Raw genomic sequence first — 16,945 nt, forward strand, 5'->3', positions numbered from 1 at the left:
TTCGACTGCTTGGAAGCACCGCATTGGTCGGCGTGCTGGCGGCAATGGCTCCGCAAGCGCAGGCGCAAACCTGGAACGGCACGGGATCGGATTTCAACGCCAGTGCGAACTGGACGCCAAGCACCGTGCCGGGATTCGGTAACGTCGCCATCTTTGATGGGACGACACCGAACAACGACCTCAGCACTTCCTTGAACACGTCTCTAAGCGGGATCACCTATAATTCGGGTGGCAGCCCATACACGATAATGCTGGGAGATAATCTCCAGCTGTACGGGAACGTCACCAACAACTCGAGCGCAACCCAGGCGATAAGCGTGGGCGGAAACGCTATTTATTTCTACGACGCAAATTCTGGGCAAAATGTAAATTACAACGTCTCTTCCGGCGGCGAGATTCAATTCAGGGGTAGCTCGGTCGGTGGTTTGTCGCGCTTCAATGTTGGGGGCGGCTCCCAGGTCGGGATATTCGAGACGGCAAATGCCGTAGCCTTGGGATCACTCAGCGGCTCGGGACTTATCCGCAACTTCGCCCCAGGTGCCGCCACGTTGATCATCGGCGGCTTGAACGAATCCACTACCTTCTCGGGCGATATTTCTTCCGGCGGCGCTGGCGGACTGCTCGGCATTACCAAGGTCGGAAGCGGCACGCTGTCACTCACAGGCACGAGCACGTACAGCGGCACGACGACGATCAGCGGCGGCGTTCTCGAAGCTGCCTCATCGGCAGCGTTGGGTAACGGCTCGGCCACGAACACCCTGATCTTCGACGGGGGCATATTGCGCGTCAGCGCAGGCGGCACATTCTTCTCGCCACCGACACGCAACGTGTCCGTCAACGCGAGCGGCGGAATGATCGACAGCAACGGGGCCACGATCGCCATTGACGGTCAGATCACCGGCGCCGGCGCACTGACCAAGGCTGGCACTGGTTCGTTGACACTGAGGGGCGCAAATACGCTCACTGGATCCATCGTCGTAAGCAACGGCACACTTGTCATCGCCAATAGCAGCGCGCTCGGAACGACTGCTGCTGGAACCACGGTGGCAAACGGCGCAACGCTTCAGCTTTCCGGCAATCTCAGTATCGGTTCCGAGGCGCTGAGCCTTGCCGGCGCCGGCGCTGGTGCGCTTGTCAGTTTTGGCAACAATAGCTACGGCGGCCCAATCACGCTGACGAGCGTCTCGAGCATCATCTCACGCTCGGGTTTGCTCACTTTGTCGGATACGATCGGCGGCGGATATGCGCTGATGTTGGGCGGCGACGGCGACGGCATCTCCACCAATGCCATTGCCACGACTGCGCTGGTCAAATTGGGTTTTGGAACCTGGACGCTGTCCGGCGTCAACACTTACGGCGGCGGGACCTCGATCGGCGACGGCGTCCTCAGGATCCAGAATGACTTGGCCCTCGGAGCGACCGCAGGCGGGGCATTCGTCACGAGCGGCGCGGCGCTGGAGCTTCAGGGCACAATCGTTGTAGGTAATGCGCTGTCACTGGCCGGGACGGGTGTCTCCGGCACTGGGGCACTGCGAAGCGTTTCCGGCTTAAATAGATACAGTGGCGCGATCACGCTGACTTCGGCTTCGCGTATCAATGCCGATGCGGACCAATTCGAGATTTCCGGCGGCATCGCAGGGACAAACCAGAATCTCATCTTCGGCGGAGCCGGCATCGTCAATGTCACTGGTGCGATTGCAACCGGGACAGGCAGCGTGACCAAGGATGGTGCTGGTGAAACCTCGCTATCGGGCGCGAACACCTATACCGGCGCGACCACCGTCAATAACGGCATCCTTCACGTCCTGGGTGGCCAGGCCATCGCCGATAGCGGCGCGGTCGTCGTCACCGCGCCGGGCACGTTTCAGGTCAACGGTTCGGAGACGATCGGCTCGCTGTCCGGCGCCGGCAAGGTCGTGCTCAATTCCGGGGTGGTCACCTTGACCATTGGCGGGGCCAACACGACCACCACCTATTCCGGCTTGATGTCAGGGGCCGGCGGCCTGGCCAAGACCGGAACCGGACGGCTCGATCTGACCGGCGCCAACACCTATACCGGCGCCACGACGATCAATGGCGGTGAGCTGCGGGTGACCGGCTCGATCGACAGCAGCCTGGGCGGCGTCGCGGTCAATAACGGCGGCACATTGTCGGGCACCGGAACGATCGCCGGCGCGGTGACGGTGAACGCCGGCGGCACACTCGCCGCCGGCCAGAGCCCGGGAACGCTAAGAGTCGGTGCGCTGACGTTGAACTCCGGCGCGATCTCGAACTTCGAACTGAACATGCCGAACGTGGCCGGCGGCACGACCAATGACCGCGTCATCGTCACCGGCAACCTGACGCTCGGTGGCACGCTCAACATCCAGGGCGCGCCGTCGGCCGGCTATTATCGCCTGTTCGATTACGGCGGCGCGGTCGCAGGCTCGTTCGGAACGGTGAATGCGACGGGCTTCACGAGCTCCGATGTGCTGACCAATGTCCCCGGACAGGTGAACCTGGCGCTGCGCAATGCCGGGCAGCAGATGCAGTTCTGGGACGGAGGCGACACGACCGGCGCCACTGCAGGCGCCAGCGGTGGCAGTGGCAGCTGGAACAACGCAACCACAGGCTGGACCGGCGATCCGGCCGCCGGCGTCGTCAACGACCAGTGGCGCGGCTCGGTCGCGGTCTTCCAGGGGGCGGCCGGAACCGTGTTCGTCGGCAGCGCGGCCCAGGCGCCAAGCTTCGACACCATCCAGTTCAACACGGCCGGCTATCTGCTCACCGGGGGCGAGCTCTCGATCGGTGTCGCCGGCGCGAATGCGGGCAATGCCGCGCTGACCGGCTCGATCATCAATGTGAACGGCGTCAGCGCGACGATCGACTCGGTGATCCAGGACGGAGCCGGAACACGGCTCAACATCGTCGGCGGCGGCGTGCTGACCTTGACCGGGCTGAACACCTATTCCGGCGGGACGATGCTGGGCGGCGGCACGCTGTCGGTTTCCGCCGATGCCAATCTCGGCGCGGCATCGGGCGAGTTGACCTTCGCGGGCGGCACGCTCGCCACGACGGCGAGCTTCGACACCACGCGCTCCCTCGCCTTGACCTCGACCGGCCGCATCGATGTCGCGAGCGGCACGACGCTCGGCCTGCACGGCGCGATCACCGGGGCCGGCGACCTGCTCAAGCAGGGCGCGGGCACGCTGACGCTCACCGGCGCCAATAGCTATGGCAACACCTTGGTGCAGGCGGGAACGCTGGTGGGCACGACGGCAACGATCCGCGGTGCCATCGGCAATGCCGGCACGGTCGTGTTCGATCAGGTGAGCGATGCCGGCTTCGCCGGCACCATTGGCGGGCTTGCCGGAACCAGCGGCGTGATGGTCAAGCGCGGCACCGCCGCGCTGACGCTGACCGGCTCCTCCTCGCTCGACTGGACGGTCGTGGCGGGCCGCCTGATTTCGGCTTCCAGTCGCTTCGCCGGCAATGTGACGATCACGGCCGGGGCTGGTTTCGAGTTCGCGCAGGCAACCGACGGGGTCTTTGCCGGGACATTCGCGGGCGCTGGCGTTTTCGCCAAGACGGGAACGGGGACAGTGACGCTGACCGCTGACAGCTCCGGCTTTGCCGGCGCGACCACCGTGACGGGCGGCAACCTGATCGTCGGCAAGGGCGGATCCGGCAAGCTCGGCGGCGCTCTCACCATTGCGGCCGGCGGCCTGCTCGGTGGAACCGGGACGATCAGCAGCCCGGGCGCGACCGTCACCATTGCAGCCGGCGCCGTCCATGCGCCCGGCAACTCGATCGGCACGCAGGTGATCGCCGGCAACTACGCCAATCACGGCACGCTGCGGATCGAGGCGACGCCAGCGACGGCCGACAAGCTCGTGGTGGCCGGCGCCGTCGACATCACTGGCGCGACGCTCGACCTGCAATTGTCACCGCCGGTCATCGATGGCTGGAACCCGCGCAACGGTCCCCTCACCATCATCGACAAGCAAAGCGCCGGGGCGGTAACCGGACGTTTCGTCTCGATCACCAATCCGCTGCTCTTCCTCGATCCGACCCTCGACTATGCCGGCGGCGACGGCAATGAGGTCACGCTCCTGCTCGCCCGCAACGACGTCGCCTTCGCCCAGGTCGCCCTGACGCGCAACCAGACCGCGACGAGCCGGGCGGTCGACCGCCTGCCGAATACGGGCGCGCTCTGGAAGGCCATCGCCCTGTCCACCGATCCCGACCAGACGCGTCGCGGCTATGACCTTCTCTCCGGCGAAATCCATGCCTCGGCGAAAACCGTGCTGGTCGAGGAGAGCCGCATCCTACGCGACGCCGCCAATGAGCGGATGCGCGCCGCCTTCGAGACCGCCGGCGCCTCCCGCCTGCCGGTGATGGCCTATACGCCGGACGGACTGTCCAGGCTCGTCTCCGCCTCCGCCGACGGACCGGTCTTCTGGGGGAACGGCTTCGGCAGCTGGGGCCGCATCGACGGCACCACCAATACCGCGGGAATCGGCAGCTCCACCGGGGGGCTGCTCATCGGCGGCGATACGCGGTTCGGCGACCGGCGCCTCGGCCTCCTCGGCGGCTACAGCCGGACGCGTTTCGATGCGAAAGGACGGCTGTCTTCGGGCGAGAGCGACAATTATCATCTCGGCCTCTATGCCGGCCGGCAATGGGGCAGCCTCAGCTTCAGGACCGGCGCAGCCTATAGCTGGCATGATATCGACACCGCGCGCTCGGTCACCTTCCCCGGCTTCTCCGATCGCTTGACCAGCGGCTACCGCGCCGGCACGGCACAGGTCTTCGGCGAGCTGGGCTATGGCCTGCGGTCGGGACAGGTCGCGCTCGAGCCCTTCGCGAACCTGGCCTTCGTCAGCCTGCGCAATGACGGTTTCCGCGAGCTCGGCGGCGAAGCTGCGCTCTCCGGATTGGGCAAGGTCACGGCGGTGACATTCTCGACGCTCGGCCTGCGGGCCCAGATGGACTTCACCATCGGCGGCATGCAAGCCAGCGCCAAGGGCATGATCGGCTGGCGTCATGCCTTCGGGGACACCGCCCCCCTGGCGAGCCTCGCCTTCGCCGGCTCGAATGTCTTCAGCGTCACCGGTGCGCCGATCGCCGCAAACAGCGCTCTCGTGGAGGCCGGAATCGATCTCGCGCTGAGCGACGCCATCCGCATCGGCGCCTCCTATACCGGCCAGCTTGCCGCGGACGCGCAGGATCACAGTTTCAAGGCCAATCTCGCCATGAGGTTCTGAAGCGCTCGGAACCTGTCTTGGAGAGATGGCTTGGCTTCTGGCGCCATTTCTTGAAAGGTCGGACATTCGCTCCTGGTCGGTTCGGTGACGACCGCGCGCTCGCGACGCTCGTAGCCAGATATGCGCTAGGTCATGGTCGTAGGAGGCGTGCCAGACGAGCGCTGCGACCGTCTCCGGCAAGCGCAGCCGCACCGGACTCAGCCTCAGTCCGAGCTCCGATGTTTTCGACCTCCTTGCTCTTGTTGATAGCGCGGTCAGCGCCGAGGCGAGCCGACACGCTCCCGTCGGATCCGGCATGTCGTGGAGTTCGTCAGCGGTGAGGGCCACTTTGACCCGACGTTCCACTTAGCGGTTCCGGGACGGGCTGGAGGAGCAACCTGTCGCTGCCCGACATGGCGTTACCCTGAACCTGCTCGGCCAGCCTCTCCGTATCGCGCCGGCGGATGTCCTCGGCGGCTTCCTCGATGTCGACCTCGGCAAAGCCCAGCGTCCGAAGGCCCTCCGCCCCCATCAGGTAGGCGGACTCAACCGTCTCGCGGATCTGATAGTCGACACCGGCGCGGATCAGGTCCACGGCATGGCCACGGTCGTAGCTGCGCACCAGGAGCGTGGCCTGAGGAAATTCGTGCTGCGCCAGTTCCACGATCTGCACCGCTGCTTTCGGGTCATCGATGCAGATCATCATCGCATCGGCCTGTCCCGCGCCGGAGTGGCGCAGGACGTCGAGCCGGGCGCCGTCCCCGAAAAAGACCTTGAATCCGTATCGTCCCGCGTCGCGGATCCGGTCGGCGTCCTTGTCGATGACGGCAAGGTCGACGCCCCTGGACAGCAGAGCCTGCGATGCGATCTGGCCGAAGCGGCCGAAGCCGATGAGGAGGACCCGCCCCTTCAGGTCGCGGGCGACGTCGACGCCGTCCATCGATGCGTGCGCACGAAGCAGCTTGTCAGTCGCGATCATGAGCAGCGGGGTCAGGGCCATGGAGAGGATCACGACCGTGGAGAACAGCGCGTTCTCGCGTGCATCGATCACGCCGCCGGACGTTGCCGCGGCGTAGAGCACGAAGGCGAACTCGCCGCCCTGCAGGAACATCGAAGTTCGGTGCAATGCCTGGCGGCTGGAGCCGCCGAACAGCCGCGCGACCGCATAGACGACGGCCCCCTTCGCGACCGTGAAGGCGACCAGCATGGACAGCAGAAGCCGCCATTCGGCCGCGACGACGGAAAGGTCGAGCGACATGCCGACGGCCAGGAAGAACAGCCCCATGAGCAGGCCACGGAACGGCTCGATGTCGCTTTCGATCTGGTGCCGATAGCTCGAACTCGACAGCATCACCCCGGCGAGGAAAGCGCCCATCGCCATGGAGAGCCCGGCGACCTCCATGAGCAGTGCCGCGCCGAGGACCACCAACAGCGCGCCCGCCGTCAAGACCTCGCGTGTCCGCGCCCGCGCCAACAGGGCGAAGAACGGGTTCAGACCCCAGCGCGACACCGCCAGGAGCACAGACAATGCTGCCGATGCCACCAGAATGCCGGTCCATCCCGCTTGGCCGTCTGAGAGGGGCGACAGAAAGGCGACCACCGCCAGAAGTGGCACGATCATCAGATCCTCGAACAGGAGGATCGCGACCGATTTCTGGCCCTCCGCGCTCGACATCTCGCCGCGGTCCTGCAGCACCGACATGATGACAGCGGTCGAGGACAGGACGAAGCCCGCCCCGGCGATGAAGGCGACAGGACCGGACAGCCCGAACACCACCGCGCCCGTCAGCGCGAGGACCGCGATCGCCCCGGCGACCTGGGCAAGCCCCAGCCCGAAGATCTGGCCACGCATGGCCCAGAGCTTGGGCGGGCGCAGCTCCAGTCCGATCACGAACAGGAACATCACCACCCCGAGCTCCGAGAAATGCAGGATGGACTGGGCATCGGTGAACAGGCGGAGCACCGATGGGCCCACCAGCACGCCGGCGGCGAAGTAACCGAGGACCGATCCGAGGCCGAGCCGTCGGAACAGCGGCACGGCAACCACGGCCGCTCCCATCAGGACAATCGCAGGAGCGATCGTCTGCCCCAAGCTCGCTTCAGCCATCAGGTCGCCTTCTCGGTTTCGTGCGCGGCCGCCCGGACGATCGGCGCAACTTCAGTGCCCAGAAGTTCGATCGAACGCTTCATCGCCGCCGTTTCGAGCGAGGCGGTGCTCATCTGGAAGGTGATGCGCGAAACACCGCCCAGCACCTCGCTCGCCTGAAGCATCTTGGCTGCGACCGTCGCCGGATCGCCGATCAGGAACGCGCCTTCCGGACCCGCCATGGCGTCGAACTGCTGGCGCGACGGCGGCGGCCAGCCGCGCTCGCGGCCGATCTTTTCCGTCAGATGCGCCCAACCGGGGAAGAACGCCTCCCTGGCCGCCATGTCGATCTCGCCAACAAAGCCCATCGCATGGACGCCCACCTTGAGCTTGTCAGGGCTATGCCCGGCACTCGTGCCGGCCTCGCGATAGAGATCGACGAGCGGCCGGAAGCGCTCGAAGGTGCCACCGATGATCGCCACCATCAGCGGCAGCCCGAGCGTGCCGGCGCGAGCGAAGGATTGCGGTGTGCCCCCGACGCCGATCCAGAGCGGCAGGCGCGGCTGGTGGGGACGCGGATAGACGCCCTGTCCCTCCAGTGGCGCGCGGAAGCGACCCTTCCAGATCGGATAGGTCGTCTCGTTGAGCCGCAGGAGCAGGCCGAGCTTCTCCGCGAAGAGCTCGTCATAATCCCGCGGGTCCGCGCCGAACAGCGCATAAGCCTCGCCGAACGAGCCGCGGCCGACGACCATCTCGGCCCGCCCGCTGGCGATCAGGTCCAGCGTCGCGAATTCCTGGAAGATCCGGACCGGGTCGGCGGCGCTCAGCACCGTAACGGCGCTCGTCAGTCGGATCTTGCGGGTGCGGGCCGCGGCCGCGGCCAAGATGATCGCCGGCGCAGAATCGAGGAATTCGGCGCGATGGTGCTCGCCGATGCCGAAGACATCGAGCCCGGCCTGGTCGGCGACCTCGATCTCATCGAGGAGATCGGCCATGCGATCGGTCGGCGAGGGAGACTTGCCCGTCGCCGGATCGGGGAGGATCGCCGCAAAACTGTCGATTCCGATTTCCATAGGTGATCCTTCAGCTCATTCAGCGGCGCGGCGTGGGAATATGGGTTCGAGAGCAGCGCATGGTCAGAACCGATAGTTCGCCATGACGCCGATTAGCTTGATGACGTGAGCCGGGCCGGTCTCCCGAATGAACGTTCCCGGATCGAAGACGCCTACCGAGGCCGCCAGGTTGAGCTCCGGCGAGGCCTGCCAGGCGACGGCGATCTCGGCCTGTGTTCCGATGAAGCGCGCATCGCTGTCCCTGCCGCTGCGCACGAGGGCGCCCGAGATCGCGTAGATGCCGTCGTCGGTGCTCTGTCGCCAATAGGCCGAACCCGACAGCGACAGCTCGACATCCTTGCGCGGATGGATCGTAAGGGAAGGCCGAAGCTGCATCAGGTTGCGCGGCCCGATCGGTGACTGGGACACAAAGTACTTGCCCCTTGGAAAGAGGGGATTGAGCGTTCCCAGTCTTGGATCGTCCAGATCGTCGTCGCCCGAAATCACATCAGCGGCGAGCCTGATGTCTGGCTGCAGCGGAGTCCGGGCAAAGCGATAGCCGATCTCGCCGCCGATTCCCCATGCCGCCCTCCGGTGGCCCGCGAACGTTCCGTTCTGAACGGCGGCCTCGAGGTTCCAGTATGTGCTGCCGGTATCTCCGAATATGCGGGTTCCAATTGTATGGACCAGCTCTCTACCGGCGCCCTGATCGTAGACCGCATTTCGGTCACGCAGCCCCAAATAATAGACGTCGAAGCCGTTCGCCCGACTATCTCCAAACCACCGCGTCGCATAGGCGCCCCAGAGGGTCTTCTGGGTCGATGTCCGATCGTCGAAATCGTCCAGCCTGTTGTCGACCGGGCGGAAATAGAGCGCCGTCACCCGCCAGGCCTTGCCCGTCAGAGACATGTCGAAGCCGTCGAAGGCCTGAGGGATATTGGGACCGTAGCGCGTGTCGACGAAGCGTCCCGCGCCCAGCGAGATCAGCTTGCGACCTGCCGACGTCCGCAGCGAGGTCGCCTCCGCGACAACCGTCTCCACCTCGACGAATGCCTGCAGCATATCCGCACCGGTCGTATCGACGGGCCGCTTCGCGCGGCGGACACCCGAGATCCCGGAGACGATAGGCTGAGCGAACAGGCGCAGCTTTCCCACATGGAAATCGGCATAGGGCATGAAGCGATGCCAGACATAGCCGTCGTCCGGCGCTTCACCCCAGCGAACATTGGCATAGCCTTCGTAGCGCGATCGGACTTCGAGGCCTGTCGTGAGATAGGTCGATCCATCCGTGCTCAAAGGGATGTATTTGAACGGCTCCGTCCACCGCCCTGTCCGCCGGGCGGGGTCTGCCAGATAAGACCAGCTTTCGGGGTAACGCTCGATCGTCAAGGTCGGCGCGCGGCCGATATCGGTCCCGACCTGTGCCTGTGCCTCGACCTGTGTAGCACCGACGATAATCGCGACGACGAAGCCCCGGATCGACGTCACCCGCAGTCGCCAGCCGCTCCCGCTGGAGCGACGCGATTGTTGCTGGGCGTGCCCACTCCCGGCCGAGCGTTGAGATGGGATGACGGATCCCGACAAGCATTCAGTTCCAGCGGAATGCATCGCGCAGGATTCTCGTCATCCCGCTTCGATCAGCCGGCCGCTTTCGGCACCGGCGTGTTGAGCAACTGCTGCTCCCAAAGATACGCGATGCCGCTGCCGCCGAAGTGCTGGATCAGAATCTCGGTCAGCTCCTCGACATGCTCGGTGCGCGCCCAATCGCGTTGCCATTCGCCAGCGAGCGCCATCACGGTCATCACGTTCGCGCCGGCCGCGATCATTCGCTGGATGGCAACTTCGTGAGATTCCTTTGAAATGCCGCCTGACGCGTCGGTAATCACGGTCACGTCCCAGCCTTCGCCGGCGGCCTGGATGACAGGCATTGCGACGCAGACCTCGGTCCACAGGCCGGCGATGATCAGCTGCTTGCGGCCAGTCGCCTTGACGACGCTCACCACATTCTCGTCCTGCCAGGTGTTCACCCAGGTGCGATCGATGACTTCCTGGCCCGGAAATACGTCGGTGATCTGCTTAAAGAGAAGTCCACCGCGCGCCGCGATCACGCTGGTGAGAATGGTCGGAACATTGAAGGCTTTTGCTAGCTTCGCAAGAGCCGTCGTATTGTTGACGACCATATGAGGGTCGTGGCTGTTTAGGTTTGCCAGCTGGTAGGGCTGGTGGTCGATCAGGACAAGAACCGAATCCTCAGGACGAAGGAGTGACTTAAGGCCATTGCGAAATGTCATGACTATCCTCTTCTCTTTTCAATTTCCGGGAAATCTAAACTTCGGAAACGATGTCTTGTATTGCCGCTTTTGGAGAAGTGACGGTAGCTGCGTGATCCGTAAAACTGTGTCGCAGAATGGGGAACACCGCGTGGGATATCGACGATCTGACGACGTTGGCGGACGTACGTCGGCTCGGCCACTCCAAGTCCATCGTCACTCGCCGGCTCCTCAGCCTTGAAGTGGAACTTGGCGTTGAGCTTGTCGCGCGAACGGCTGCGGCGCCGCCCTCATCGAAGCCGGGGTCTTGTTTCGAGACTACGCAGCCAGAGCCTGCAGCGAGATCGACGTGGCGGGAACCAAGAGAACCGATCTGCCCTTGCATTTTAGCAGACGGGGCATCGACGAAGCCAAGGCAGGTTGCCTTGAGAATCTCAGACTCCTGGGACCTCTTCGCTCAGAGAGGAGACTAGGCGGTAGACTCATAAACACGGAGCCAGAGCCGCATTGAAGCGAGATGGACCATGGCGAGGAAGTTAGCGACGAGCTTGTCGTAACGGGTGGCGACCCGGCGGAAATGCTTCAGCTTGGAGAAGAAGCGCTCGATCAAGTTGCGCTCGCGGTAGAGGCGCTTGCTGAAGGATGGTTTCCAGCAGCGGTTTTTCTTTGGCGGAATGTTGGGCGTGGCCACCTTGATTCTGGATCAACTCCCGGATGCGATCGGCATCGTAGGCCTTATCCGCCAATACGATTGTCCGTGGGTCGAGGTGGTCGAGCAGGGTATCGACGATCTGGCCGTCGTGAATCTGTCCGGCGGTTAGACCGAGCCTGATTGGAAGGCCTTGCGTGTCGACAACGACGTGGATTTTGGTTGTAAGCCCGCCACGCGATCTGCCGAGACAGTGATCAGCGCCTCCGCTTTTTGCTGTCGCGGCCTGCTGGTGCGCCCGGATGGAAGTGCTGTCGATCATCTGAATAGTGCCGTAGTGCGCAGCACTGATAGCTTTCAACAGTCGATCCCAAGCGCCCGCCTTTCGCCATCGCACGAAGCGATTGTAGCAGATGGTGCGTGGGCCATAGCTCTCTGGCAGGTCTCGCCAGGGCGCACCGGATCGCGTACCCAGAAAATGCTGTTCAACACGCGACGGTCATCGACGCGAGGAACACCTCGCGGCTTGTTGGCAAGAGCGGTTCGATCGCCATTCGAAGTCAGTCATGTCATATCTGCTCATGTCGACGTCGGAATGATCTAAAGGTCGCCTGCCGGCAAATCGCCCAACTTTGGTGTTTGGGCGCGTGCGTGCCGCGCCCAAAAGCAACTCTAGCGGCCTTCCGACCAGCCGATCGCGTCGGCACCGGCCGGCAGGATCATCGGGCAGTCGGGATCGGTCGCCGCGCGGAAAACCGCCTCGGCGACGTCCTGCGCCGTCGTCACCTCACCGCTCGCGGCATGCTGCCGCATGCCACCCATTGTCTGTTGAACGAAGCCGGCATAGGCGCCGGGGAAGCCGCCGCTCGCCGCGATCTGCGCCCGCGCGGTGCTGCCGAAGCTGGTCCCGGGCGCTGCGCCGGGCACGACCACCCGCGCCCGGATGCCGAACTCCGCGAGCTCCAGCGCCGCACACTCGGTCAGCGCGTTAACTGCCGCCTTGCTGGCGCGGTAGATCGACAGAAGCGGCAGCGGCTTGATGGTCGTGCTGGAGCTGACGTTGACGATCACGCCAGCCTTCCGCTCGCGCATGCCGGGCAGCACCGCCTGCATCATCGCCACCGTTGAAAACGTATTGGTCTCAAAAACCCGGCGTACCGTCTCCATCGAGGTGCCCTCCACGGCGTTGAGCCAACCGATGCCGGCATTGTTGACTAGCACGTCGATCGCGCCAGCCTCGGCCATCGCGGCCGCAATGCTGTCCGCAGCGGTTACGTCTAGCGCCAGCACGCGTAGACGGTCTGACGCTGGCAAGGTGCTTGCCGAGGGATCACGCATCGTCGCCACGACACTCCAGCCTTGGGCGAGGAAATGGGCGGCGGTCTCGCGGCCGAAGCCGGTCGAGCAGCCAGTGATGAGGACGGTATTCATGGGGGAATTAGCTCCTTGAGGTGATGGCAGAGGCATAGATCGCCATCGCCGGACGCGCTACGTTCAGGAGTCCGTACATCATTCGAGATAGTCCGACCTTGAACGATCCGCTCGCCCAAATGATTGGCTTGCTCCAGCCCAGCGCGTCCTTCTCCAAGCTGGTCACTGCAACCGGCCGCTGGGCCGTACGCCCGCCCGGTACACAGCCCTTTTATGCCGCCGTGCTTGACGGCGACTGTGAGATGTCGATCACCGGGTGTGTGCCGGTAAGGCTGTGCAGGGGCGATTTCGTCCTGATTCCCGCAGCGCATGATTTCACGATGGTCAGCCTGACACCGCCGCCGGGCGGACGCTTGACCGAACCGGCTGAGCTCCGCCCGGGCGTCTTCCACCTTGGAGACCCCGGCGTACCCGACACGCGGCTGCTGGTTGGCCATTGCACGTTCAGGTCGGACGACACGGCGCTGCTGGTTTCCCTGTTGCCCAAACTGGTGGTCGTGCGCGGCGAGCGGCGGCTGACGACTCTGGTCGAGCTGCTGAGCGAAGAAGCCCGCGCCGGCCGGCCTGGCCGCGATGTAGTGCTTGCGCGCCTTCTGGAGGTGCTACTGATCGAAGCGTTTCGCGCAACGACGGGTCCGACTGCCGCGCCCGGGCTGCTGCGCGGGCTTGCGGACGAGAGGTTGGCGGCGGCGCTGCGCCGGATGCATGGCGAGCCGACCCGCTCTTGGACGATTGGTGATCTGGCAAAGGAGGCTGCGCTGTCGCGTTCCACCTTCTTCGAACGGTTTCGTCGGGAAGTCGGCGTTGCTCCGATGGAGTATCTACTTGGCTGGCGCATGGCGATTGCCAAGGACTTATTACGCGGCGACAGCGTCAGCGTGGGTGAAGTCGCGCGGCGTGTCGGCTACAGTTCTTCTAGCACGTTCAGCGTCGCGTTCGCGCGCCAAGTGGGTATTTCCCCGACGACCTATGCTCGCCAGCACGAGCGCGCCATCGCGGATAGCGCCGCAAGCACAGCTTCAGTTCTGGTGTAAAGTGTCCAGCGTGACGCAATGATCGAACGACCGCTTCGGCGAGCTTCTTTCGCGGAAGCGGACCGGGAGCTAACCATCAATCTTGAAAAATCCTAATCAATGGGTTCACGACCTAGATCTCCAACGCCCGCAGCAAGCCTTCCAGATTACGCTCGCCATCCCTGGTCTGTGCCCCGCCTCGAGCCCGCCACGGATCATTTTTTCGGCCGCGGGTAGCTGAAAGAGGCCGGCCCATGCGTCGTGCTCGCGACGGTACCCGTCACAAAGGTCTACCGGAGGCACGGCCTTCTTGGCTACTGCAATAACGCCGGTGGGCAAGGCGGCGATCAAGACGAGCTCGCTATTGCGCTGGCCAACAAAGGCCATGGAAACCCCTGCGCGCCAAGGCGCAAAGTCGTGCGAGCCCGACGCCGGAGGAGGCCGGATTGCGCGTCATGCATGAAACGCGCGGACATCGAGCCGCCGTTGCCTGGAGGACTTACTCGGGGGCCTCCTGCCAGTGGGGATAAGTGACATAGGCGGTGAGCGCCCCTTGCTCGTGCGAGCGGATCGTGACCTTCTGGCCCTTCGGCATATGGACGATCTCGCCCGGCCCTGCGGTGACGCTGCCTGAGTTTCCCGACACCGACAGCCGCCCCTCGAGGACGACCATCACATCATCGACGGCCATTGTCTCGTCGAGTGTCTGGTTCGGCCCATAGCGTCCATAGCCGATGGTGATCGGGGAGCCATGCCGCTGGTCGACCAGATTGCCCACAAACACGTCCCCGTCCTGTCCCGGGGAGCGCTCCAGCACTGCGTCGGTAATGGTGAACTTACGAACCTTCATGGGATCAGCTCCTTCTAGCCGATGTGGTCGAGTGGCTGGCCTGAACTCCTGCGTGCCTACGCGAAGTCTTCAGCACGGTCTTGTTCATGTCGTCCTTGACCGCCCGAGCCTTGTCCGGCGATTGCGTCATGGGCGCCGGTCAGTCCGGAATGTTGAGAGTGGCGCGCAACCGGCCACCGAAATAGCCCCGTAAACGTCGAGCTGTGTCGCAGTAAGGGGAACGTGCCGGCAGTGTCGCCGAGCTCGGCGGTTCACAGCAGATCGCCCGTCCAAGTTTTTTCGATAAGGCATCCGTCTGTGCGTGCTCTAGCGGTCGAGCCCCCAAACGTCCGGATTTCGTGCAAAGTACTCAATCAGCATTTCGGTGAGCACCCGCACTTTTCGCGTGGGGTGCTGACCCGGCGGGCGGACCACATAGGCGGCCCCCGGAGGTACCGGATAGCGTGTCATGATTGGCACCAGCGCGCCGGAGGCCACATGTCCATATGTGATGCAATCGGGGAGCCAGGCGATGCCGAGACCCGCCGCCGCCGCCGCGGCGAGCGCTGTGGCGCTGTCGGCCTTGAACCTGCCCTGCGGCTGAACCGAGACGATCTTGTCGCCATCCAGAAACTGCCAGGTTTCCGTTCCCTGCATAAGGGCCTGATGGGTAACGAGCTCGTCCAGAGACTCAGGCGCCCCGTATGCTTTGATATAATCGGGGCTCGCGACAAGCTTCCCTCGGATCGGCCCGACGCGCTTCGCGATCAGATTGGAGTCAGGAAGGTAGGCGCCCCGGATCGCGCAATCGAAACCTTCGGCGATCAGATCGACGAAGCGATCGCTGTAGGCAGTATGGACATTGAGCTGCGGATGCTGGCGCGCCATTTCCGCGAGCACGGGAGCGAAGTGGGTCGGGCCGAAAGTCAGCGGCATGGCGACCCGCAGGCGACCGCGCAACTCGCCGGTGGGGAGGATCGCTTCCCTTGCCGTATCGATCTCGGCGCTGGCTCGGGCCGCATGATCCCTGAAGGTCGCTCCCGCTTCTGTAAGAGCGGCGCCCCGCGTCGTGCGCGCAAGAAGCTGAACGCCGATTTCTGCCTCGATGCGGAGGAGCCGACGACTGACGATCGATTTTGCGATGCCGAGCCGTCGCGCGGCCGCCGATACCCCCCCGGCATCGGCCACTGCGACGAATGTCTGTAAATCTTCGATGTCCAATTCGGCGTTCCTGGTTTCGCGACACAGTGTGCCTGAGTATGGCACTACCTCATCATCGCAAGGAACGGCAAGTTGCGTCGGACAGCGTCACCCCCCTGGCGCATACCTCGGCGCGGCTCGATCTACCCGCCGTCACAGACCACTCATCGGCGACGTAAGATCCCACGCGCCGCCTTTTGAATAACTCGCGGAGACTCCTCGATGCCGCTCAGTCGCCGCGATGCCCTGGTCCTGGCCTCGGCGCTCACCGTGAGCTTCACCTTTCTGAGGAGCCCCGCATGCGCGGCAGGGCCCACCACCCACAATGTTCAAGAAGGGAAAGATGCCATGGGCTTTGTCACGCCCGACGACGACGTTCAGATTTTCTACAAGGACTGGGGCTCCAAGGACGCCCAGCCGATCGTTTTCCATCATGGCTGGCCGCTCAGCTCCGATGACTGGGACGCGCAGATGCTGTTCTTCCTGTCGAGGGGATATCGTGTCGTGGCGCATGACAGGCGCGGCCACGGACGCTCGGAGCAGGTCCCCGATGGTCACGACATCGATCGCTACGCGGCCGACGCGTTTGCGGTCGCCAAGACGCTGGACTTGAAGAACGCGGTTCACATTGGCCATTCCACCGGTGGTGGCGAAGTAGCGCGGTACGTGGCGCGACATGGTGGACCTGCAGGTCGGGTGACCAAGGCCGTTTTCGTCGCCGCCATTCCACCGCTCATGCTGAAAACCGGCGACAACCCCGAAGGCACGCCGATGGCGGTTTTCGATGGCTTTCGGACGGCACTGGCCAGCAACCGCGCGCAATTCTTCCGCGACGTTCCGTCAGGCCCGTTCTACGGCTTCAACCGCGCGGGCGCGACGGTCCATGAAGGTGTGATCCAGAACTGGTGGCGGCAGGGCATGACAGGCAGCGCCAAGGCGCACTACGACGGGATCAAGGCCTTCTCGGAGACCAACCAGACCGAGGACCTCCAGGCGATCACTGTGCCGACGCTGGTGATGCACGGCGAAGACGATCAAATCGTTCCGATCGCCGCATCGGGTTTGAAGGCGGTCAAGCTGCTGCCGAACGGCTCGTTGAAGACCTATCCCGGTTTCTCGCACGGGATGCTGACGGTGAATGCTGATGTGCTGAACGCCGACCTTCTGAAGTTCGTCACGAACTGACGTAG

Annotated in this window: 10 protein-coding genes and 2 pseudogenes; 4 read left to right on the top strand and 8 right to left on the bottom strand. The window is 64.1% G+C overall.

Annotated elements, in window-relative coordinates; translation table 11 throughout:
• Positions 1 to 32: 32 nt before the first annotated feature.
• Positions 33 to 5,246, top strand: a complete 5,214-nt coding sequence (locus AB4118_RS28955) for an autotransporter outer membrane beta-barrel domain-containing protein (protein ID WP_441493033.1) — start codon at positions 33 to 35, stop codon at positions 5,244 to 5,246.
• Positions 5,247 to 5,556: 310 nt separating this feature from the next.
• On the opposite strand, the gene AB4118_RS28960 is transcribed toward AB4118_RS28955, so the two are convergent.
• The 4 genes from AB4118_RS28960 to AB4118_RS28975 all read right to left on the bottom strand — a co-directional run bounded on the left by AB4118_RS28960 (position 5,557) and on the right by AB4118_RS28975 (position 10,654).
• Positions 5,557 to 7,332 (bottom strand): monovalent cation:proton antiporter-2 (CPA2) family protein, encoded by a 1,776-nt coding sequence (locus tag AB4118_RS28960; RefSeq protein WP_441493007.1) that lies wholly within the window; start codon positions 7,330 to 7,332, stop codon positions 5,557 to 5,559.
• On the bottom strand, positions 7,332 to 8,384 hold the full coding sequence (locus AB4118_RS28965) for an Atu2307/SP_0267 family LLM class monooxygenase (protein ID WP_441493008.1): 1,053 nt from the start codon (positions 8,382 to 8,384) through the stop codon (positions 7,332 to 7,334). Before AB4118_RS28965 ends, AB4118_RS28960 begins: the two co-directional genes overlap by 1 nt.
• A 63-nt stretch (positions 8,385 to 8,447) precedes the next feature.
• Positions 8,448 to 9,851 carry an alginate export family protein gene (locus AB4118_RS28970; RefSeq protein ID WP_441493009.1) on the bottom strand — a complete coding sequence of 468 codons (1,404 nt, stop codon included), beginning with the start codon at positions 9,849 to 9,851 and terminating at the stop codon, positions 8,448 to 8,450.
• A gap of 149 nt (positions 9,852 to 10,000) precedes the next feature.
• A complete protein-coding gene (locus AB4118_RS28975) occupies positions 10,001 to 10,654 on the bottom strand; it encodes a hydrolase (protein ID WP_441481323.1) in 654 nt (217 codons plus the stop codon).
• A gap of 116 nt (positions 10,655 to 10,770) precedes the next feature.
• On the opposite strand from AB4118_RS28975, the pseudogene AB4118_RS28980 reads away from it, so the two are divergent.
• Positions 10,771 to 11,012 (top strand): annotated as a pseudogene (locus AB4118_RS28980) (LysR family transcriptional regulator); the annotation flags it as partial.
• A gap of 90 nt (positions 11,013 to 11,102) precedes the next feature.
• On the opposite strand, the pseudogene AB4118_RS28985 reads toward AB4118_RS28980, so the two are convergent.
• Positions 11,103 to 11,865 (bottom strand): annotated as a pseudogene (locus AB4118_RS28985) (IS5 family transposase).
• Positions 11,866 to 11,954: 89 nt separating this feature from the next.
• Positions 11,955 to 12,713, bottom strand: a complete 759-nt coding sequence (locus AB4118_RS28990; RefSeq protein ID WP_441493010.1) for an SDR family oxidoreductase — start codon at positions 12,711 to 12,713, stop codon at positions 11,955 to 11,957.
• 98 nt (positions 12,714 to 12,811) lie between these two features.
• On the opposite strand from AB4118_RS28990, the gene AB4118_RS28995 reads away from it, so the two are divergent.
• Positions 12,812 to 13,747: an AraC family transcriptional regulator gene (locus AB4118_RS28995; RefSeq protein WP_441493011.1), complete on the top strand. Its 936-nt coding sequence runs from the start codon at positions 12,812 to 12,814 to the stop codon at positions 13,745 to 13,747.
• A gap of 478 nt (positions 13,748 to 14,225) precedes the next feature.
• Here the strand turns inward: AB4118_RS28995 and AB4118_RS29000 are convergent, their stop codons facing one another.
• Positions 14,226 to 14,576: an ethanolamine utilization protein gene (locus AB4118_RS29000; RefSeq protein ID WP_441493012.1), complete on the bottom strand. Its 351-nt coding sequence runs from the start codon at positions 14,574 to 14,576 to the stop codon at positions 14,226 to 14,228.
• Positions 14,577 to 14,882: 306 nt separating this feature from the next.
• Positions 14,883 to 15,776, bottom strand: a complete 894-nt coding sequence (locus tag AB4118_RS29005; RefSeq protein ID WP_441493013.1) for a LysR family transcriptional regulator — start codon at positions 15,774 to 15,776, stop codon at positions 14,883 to 14,885.
• Between the two features lie 327 nt (positions 15,777 to 16,103).
• Here AB4118_RS29005 and AB4118_RS29010 point away from each other — a divergent pair, with 327 nt between their 5' ends.
• Positions 16,104 to 16,940 (top strand): alpha/beta fold hydrolase, encoded by an 837-nt coding sequence (locus AB4118_RS29010; RefSeq protein ID WP_441493034.1) that lies wholly within the window; start codon positions 16,104 to 16,106, stop codon positions 16,938 to 16,940.
• Positions 16,941 to 16,945: the final 5 nt, after the last annotated feature.

It is taken from the genome of Allobosea sp. 2RAB26 (genome assembly GCF_052115465.1).
Classification (GTDB): Bacteria; Pseudomonadota; Alphaproteobacteria; order Rhizobiales; family Beijerinckiaceae; genus Allobosea.

Coding starts and splice junctions, on each gene's coding strand:
- AB4118_RS28960 (WP_441493007.1), bottom strand. CDS start 7,332: ATGGCTGAAGCGAGCTTGGGGCAGACGATCGCTCCTGCGATTGTCCTG.
- AB4118_RS28965 (WP_441493008.1), bottom strand. CDS start 8,384: ATGGAAATCGGAATCGACAGTTTTGCGGCGATCCTCCCCGATCCGGCG.
- AB4118_RS28975 (WP_441481323.1), bottom strand. CDS start 10,654: ATGACATTTCGCAATGGCCTTAAGTCACTCCTTCGTCCTGAGGATTCG.
- AB4118_RS28990 (WP_441493010.1), bottom strand. CDS start 12,713: ATGAATACCGTCCTCATCACTGGCTGCTCGACCGGCTTCGGCCGCGAG.
- AB4118_RS29000 (WP_441493012.1), bottom strand. CDS start 14,576: ATGAAGGTTCGTAAGTTCACCATTACCGACGCAGTGCTGGAGCGCTCC.
- AB4118_RS29010 (WP_441493034.1), top strand. CDS start 16,104: ATGGGCTTTGTCACGCCCGACGACGACGTTCAGATTTTCTACAAGGAC.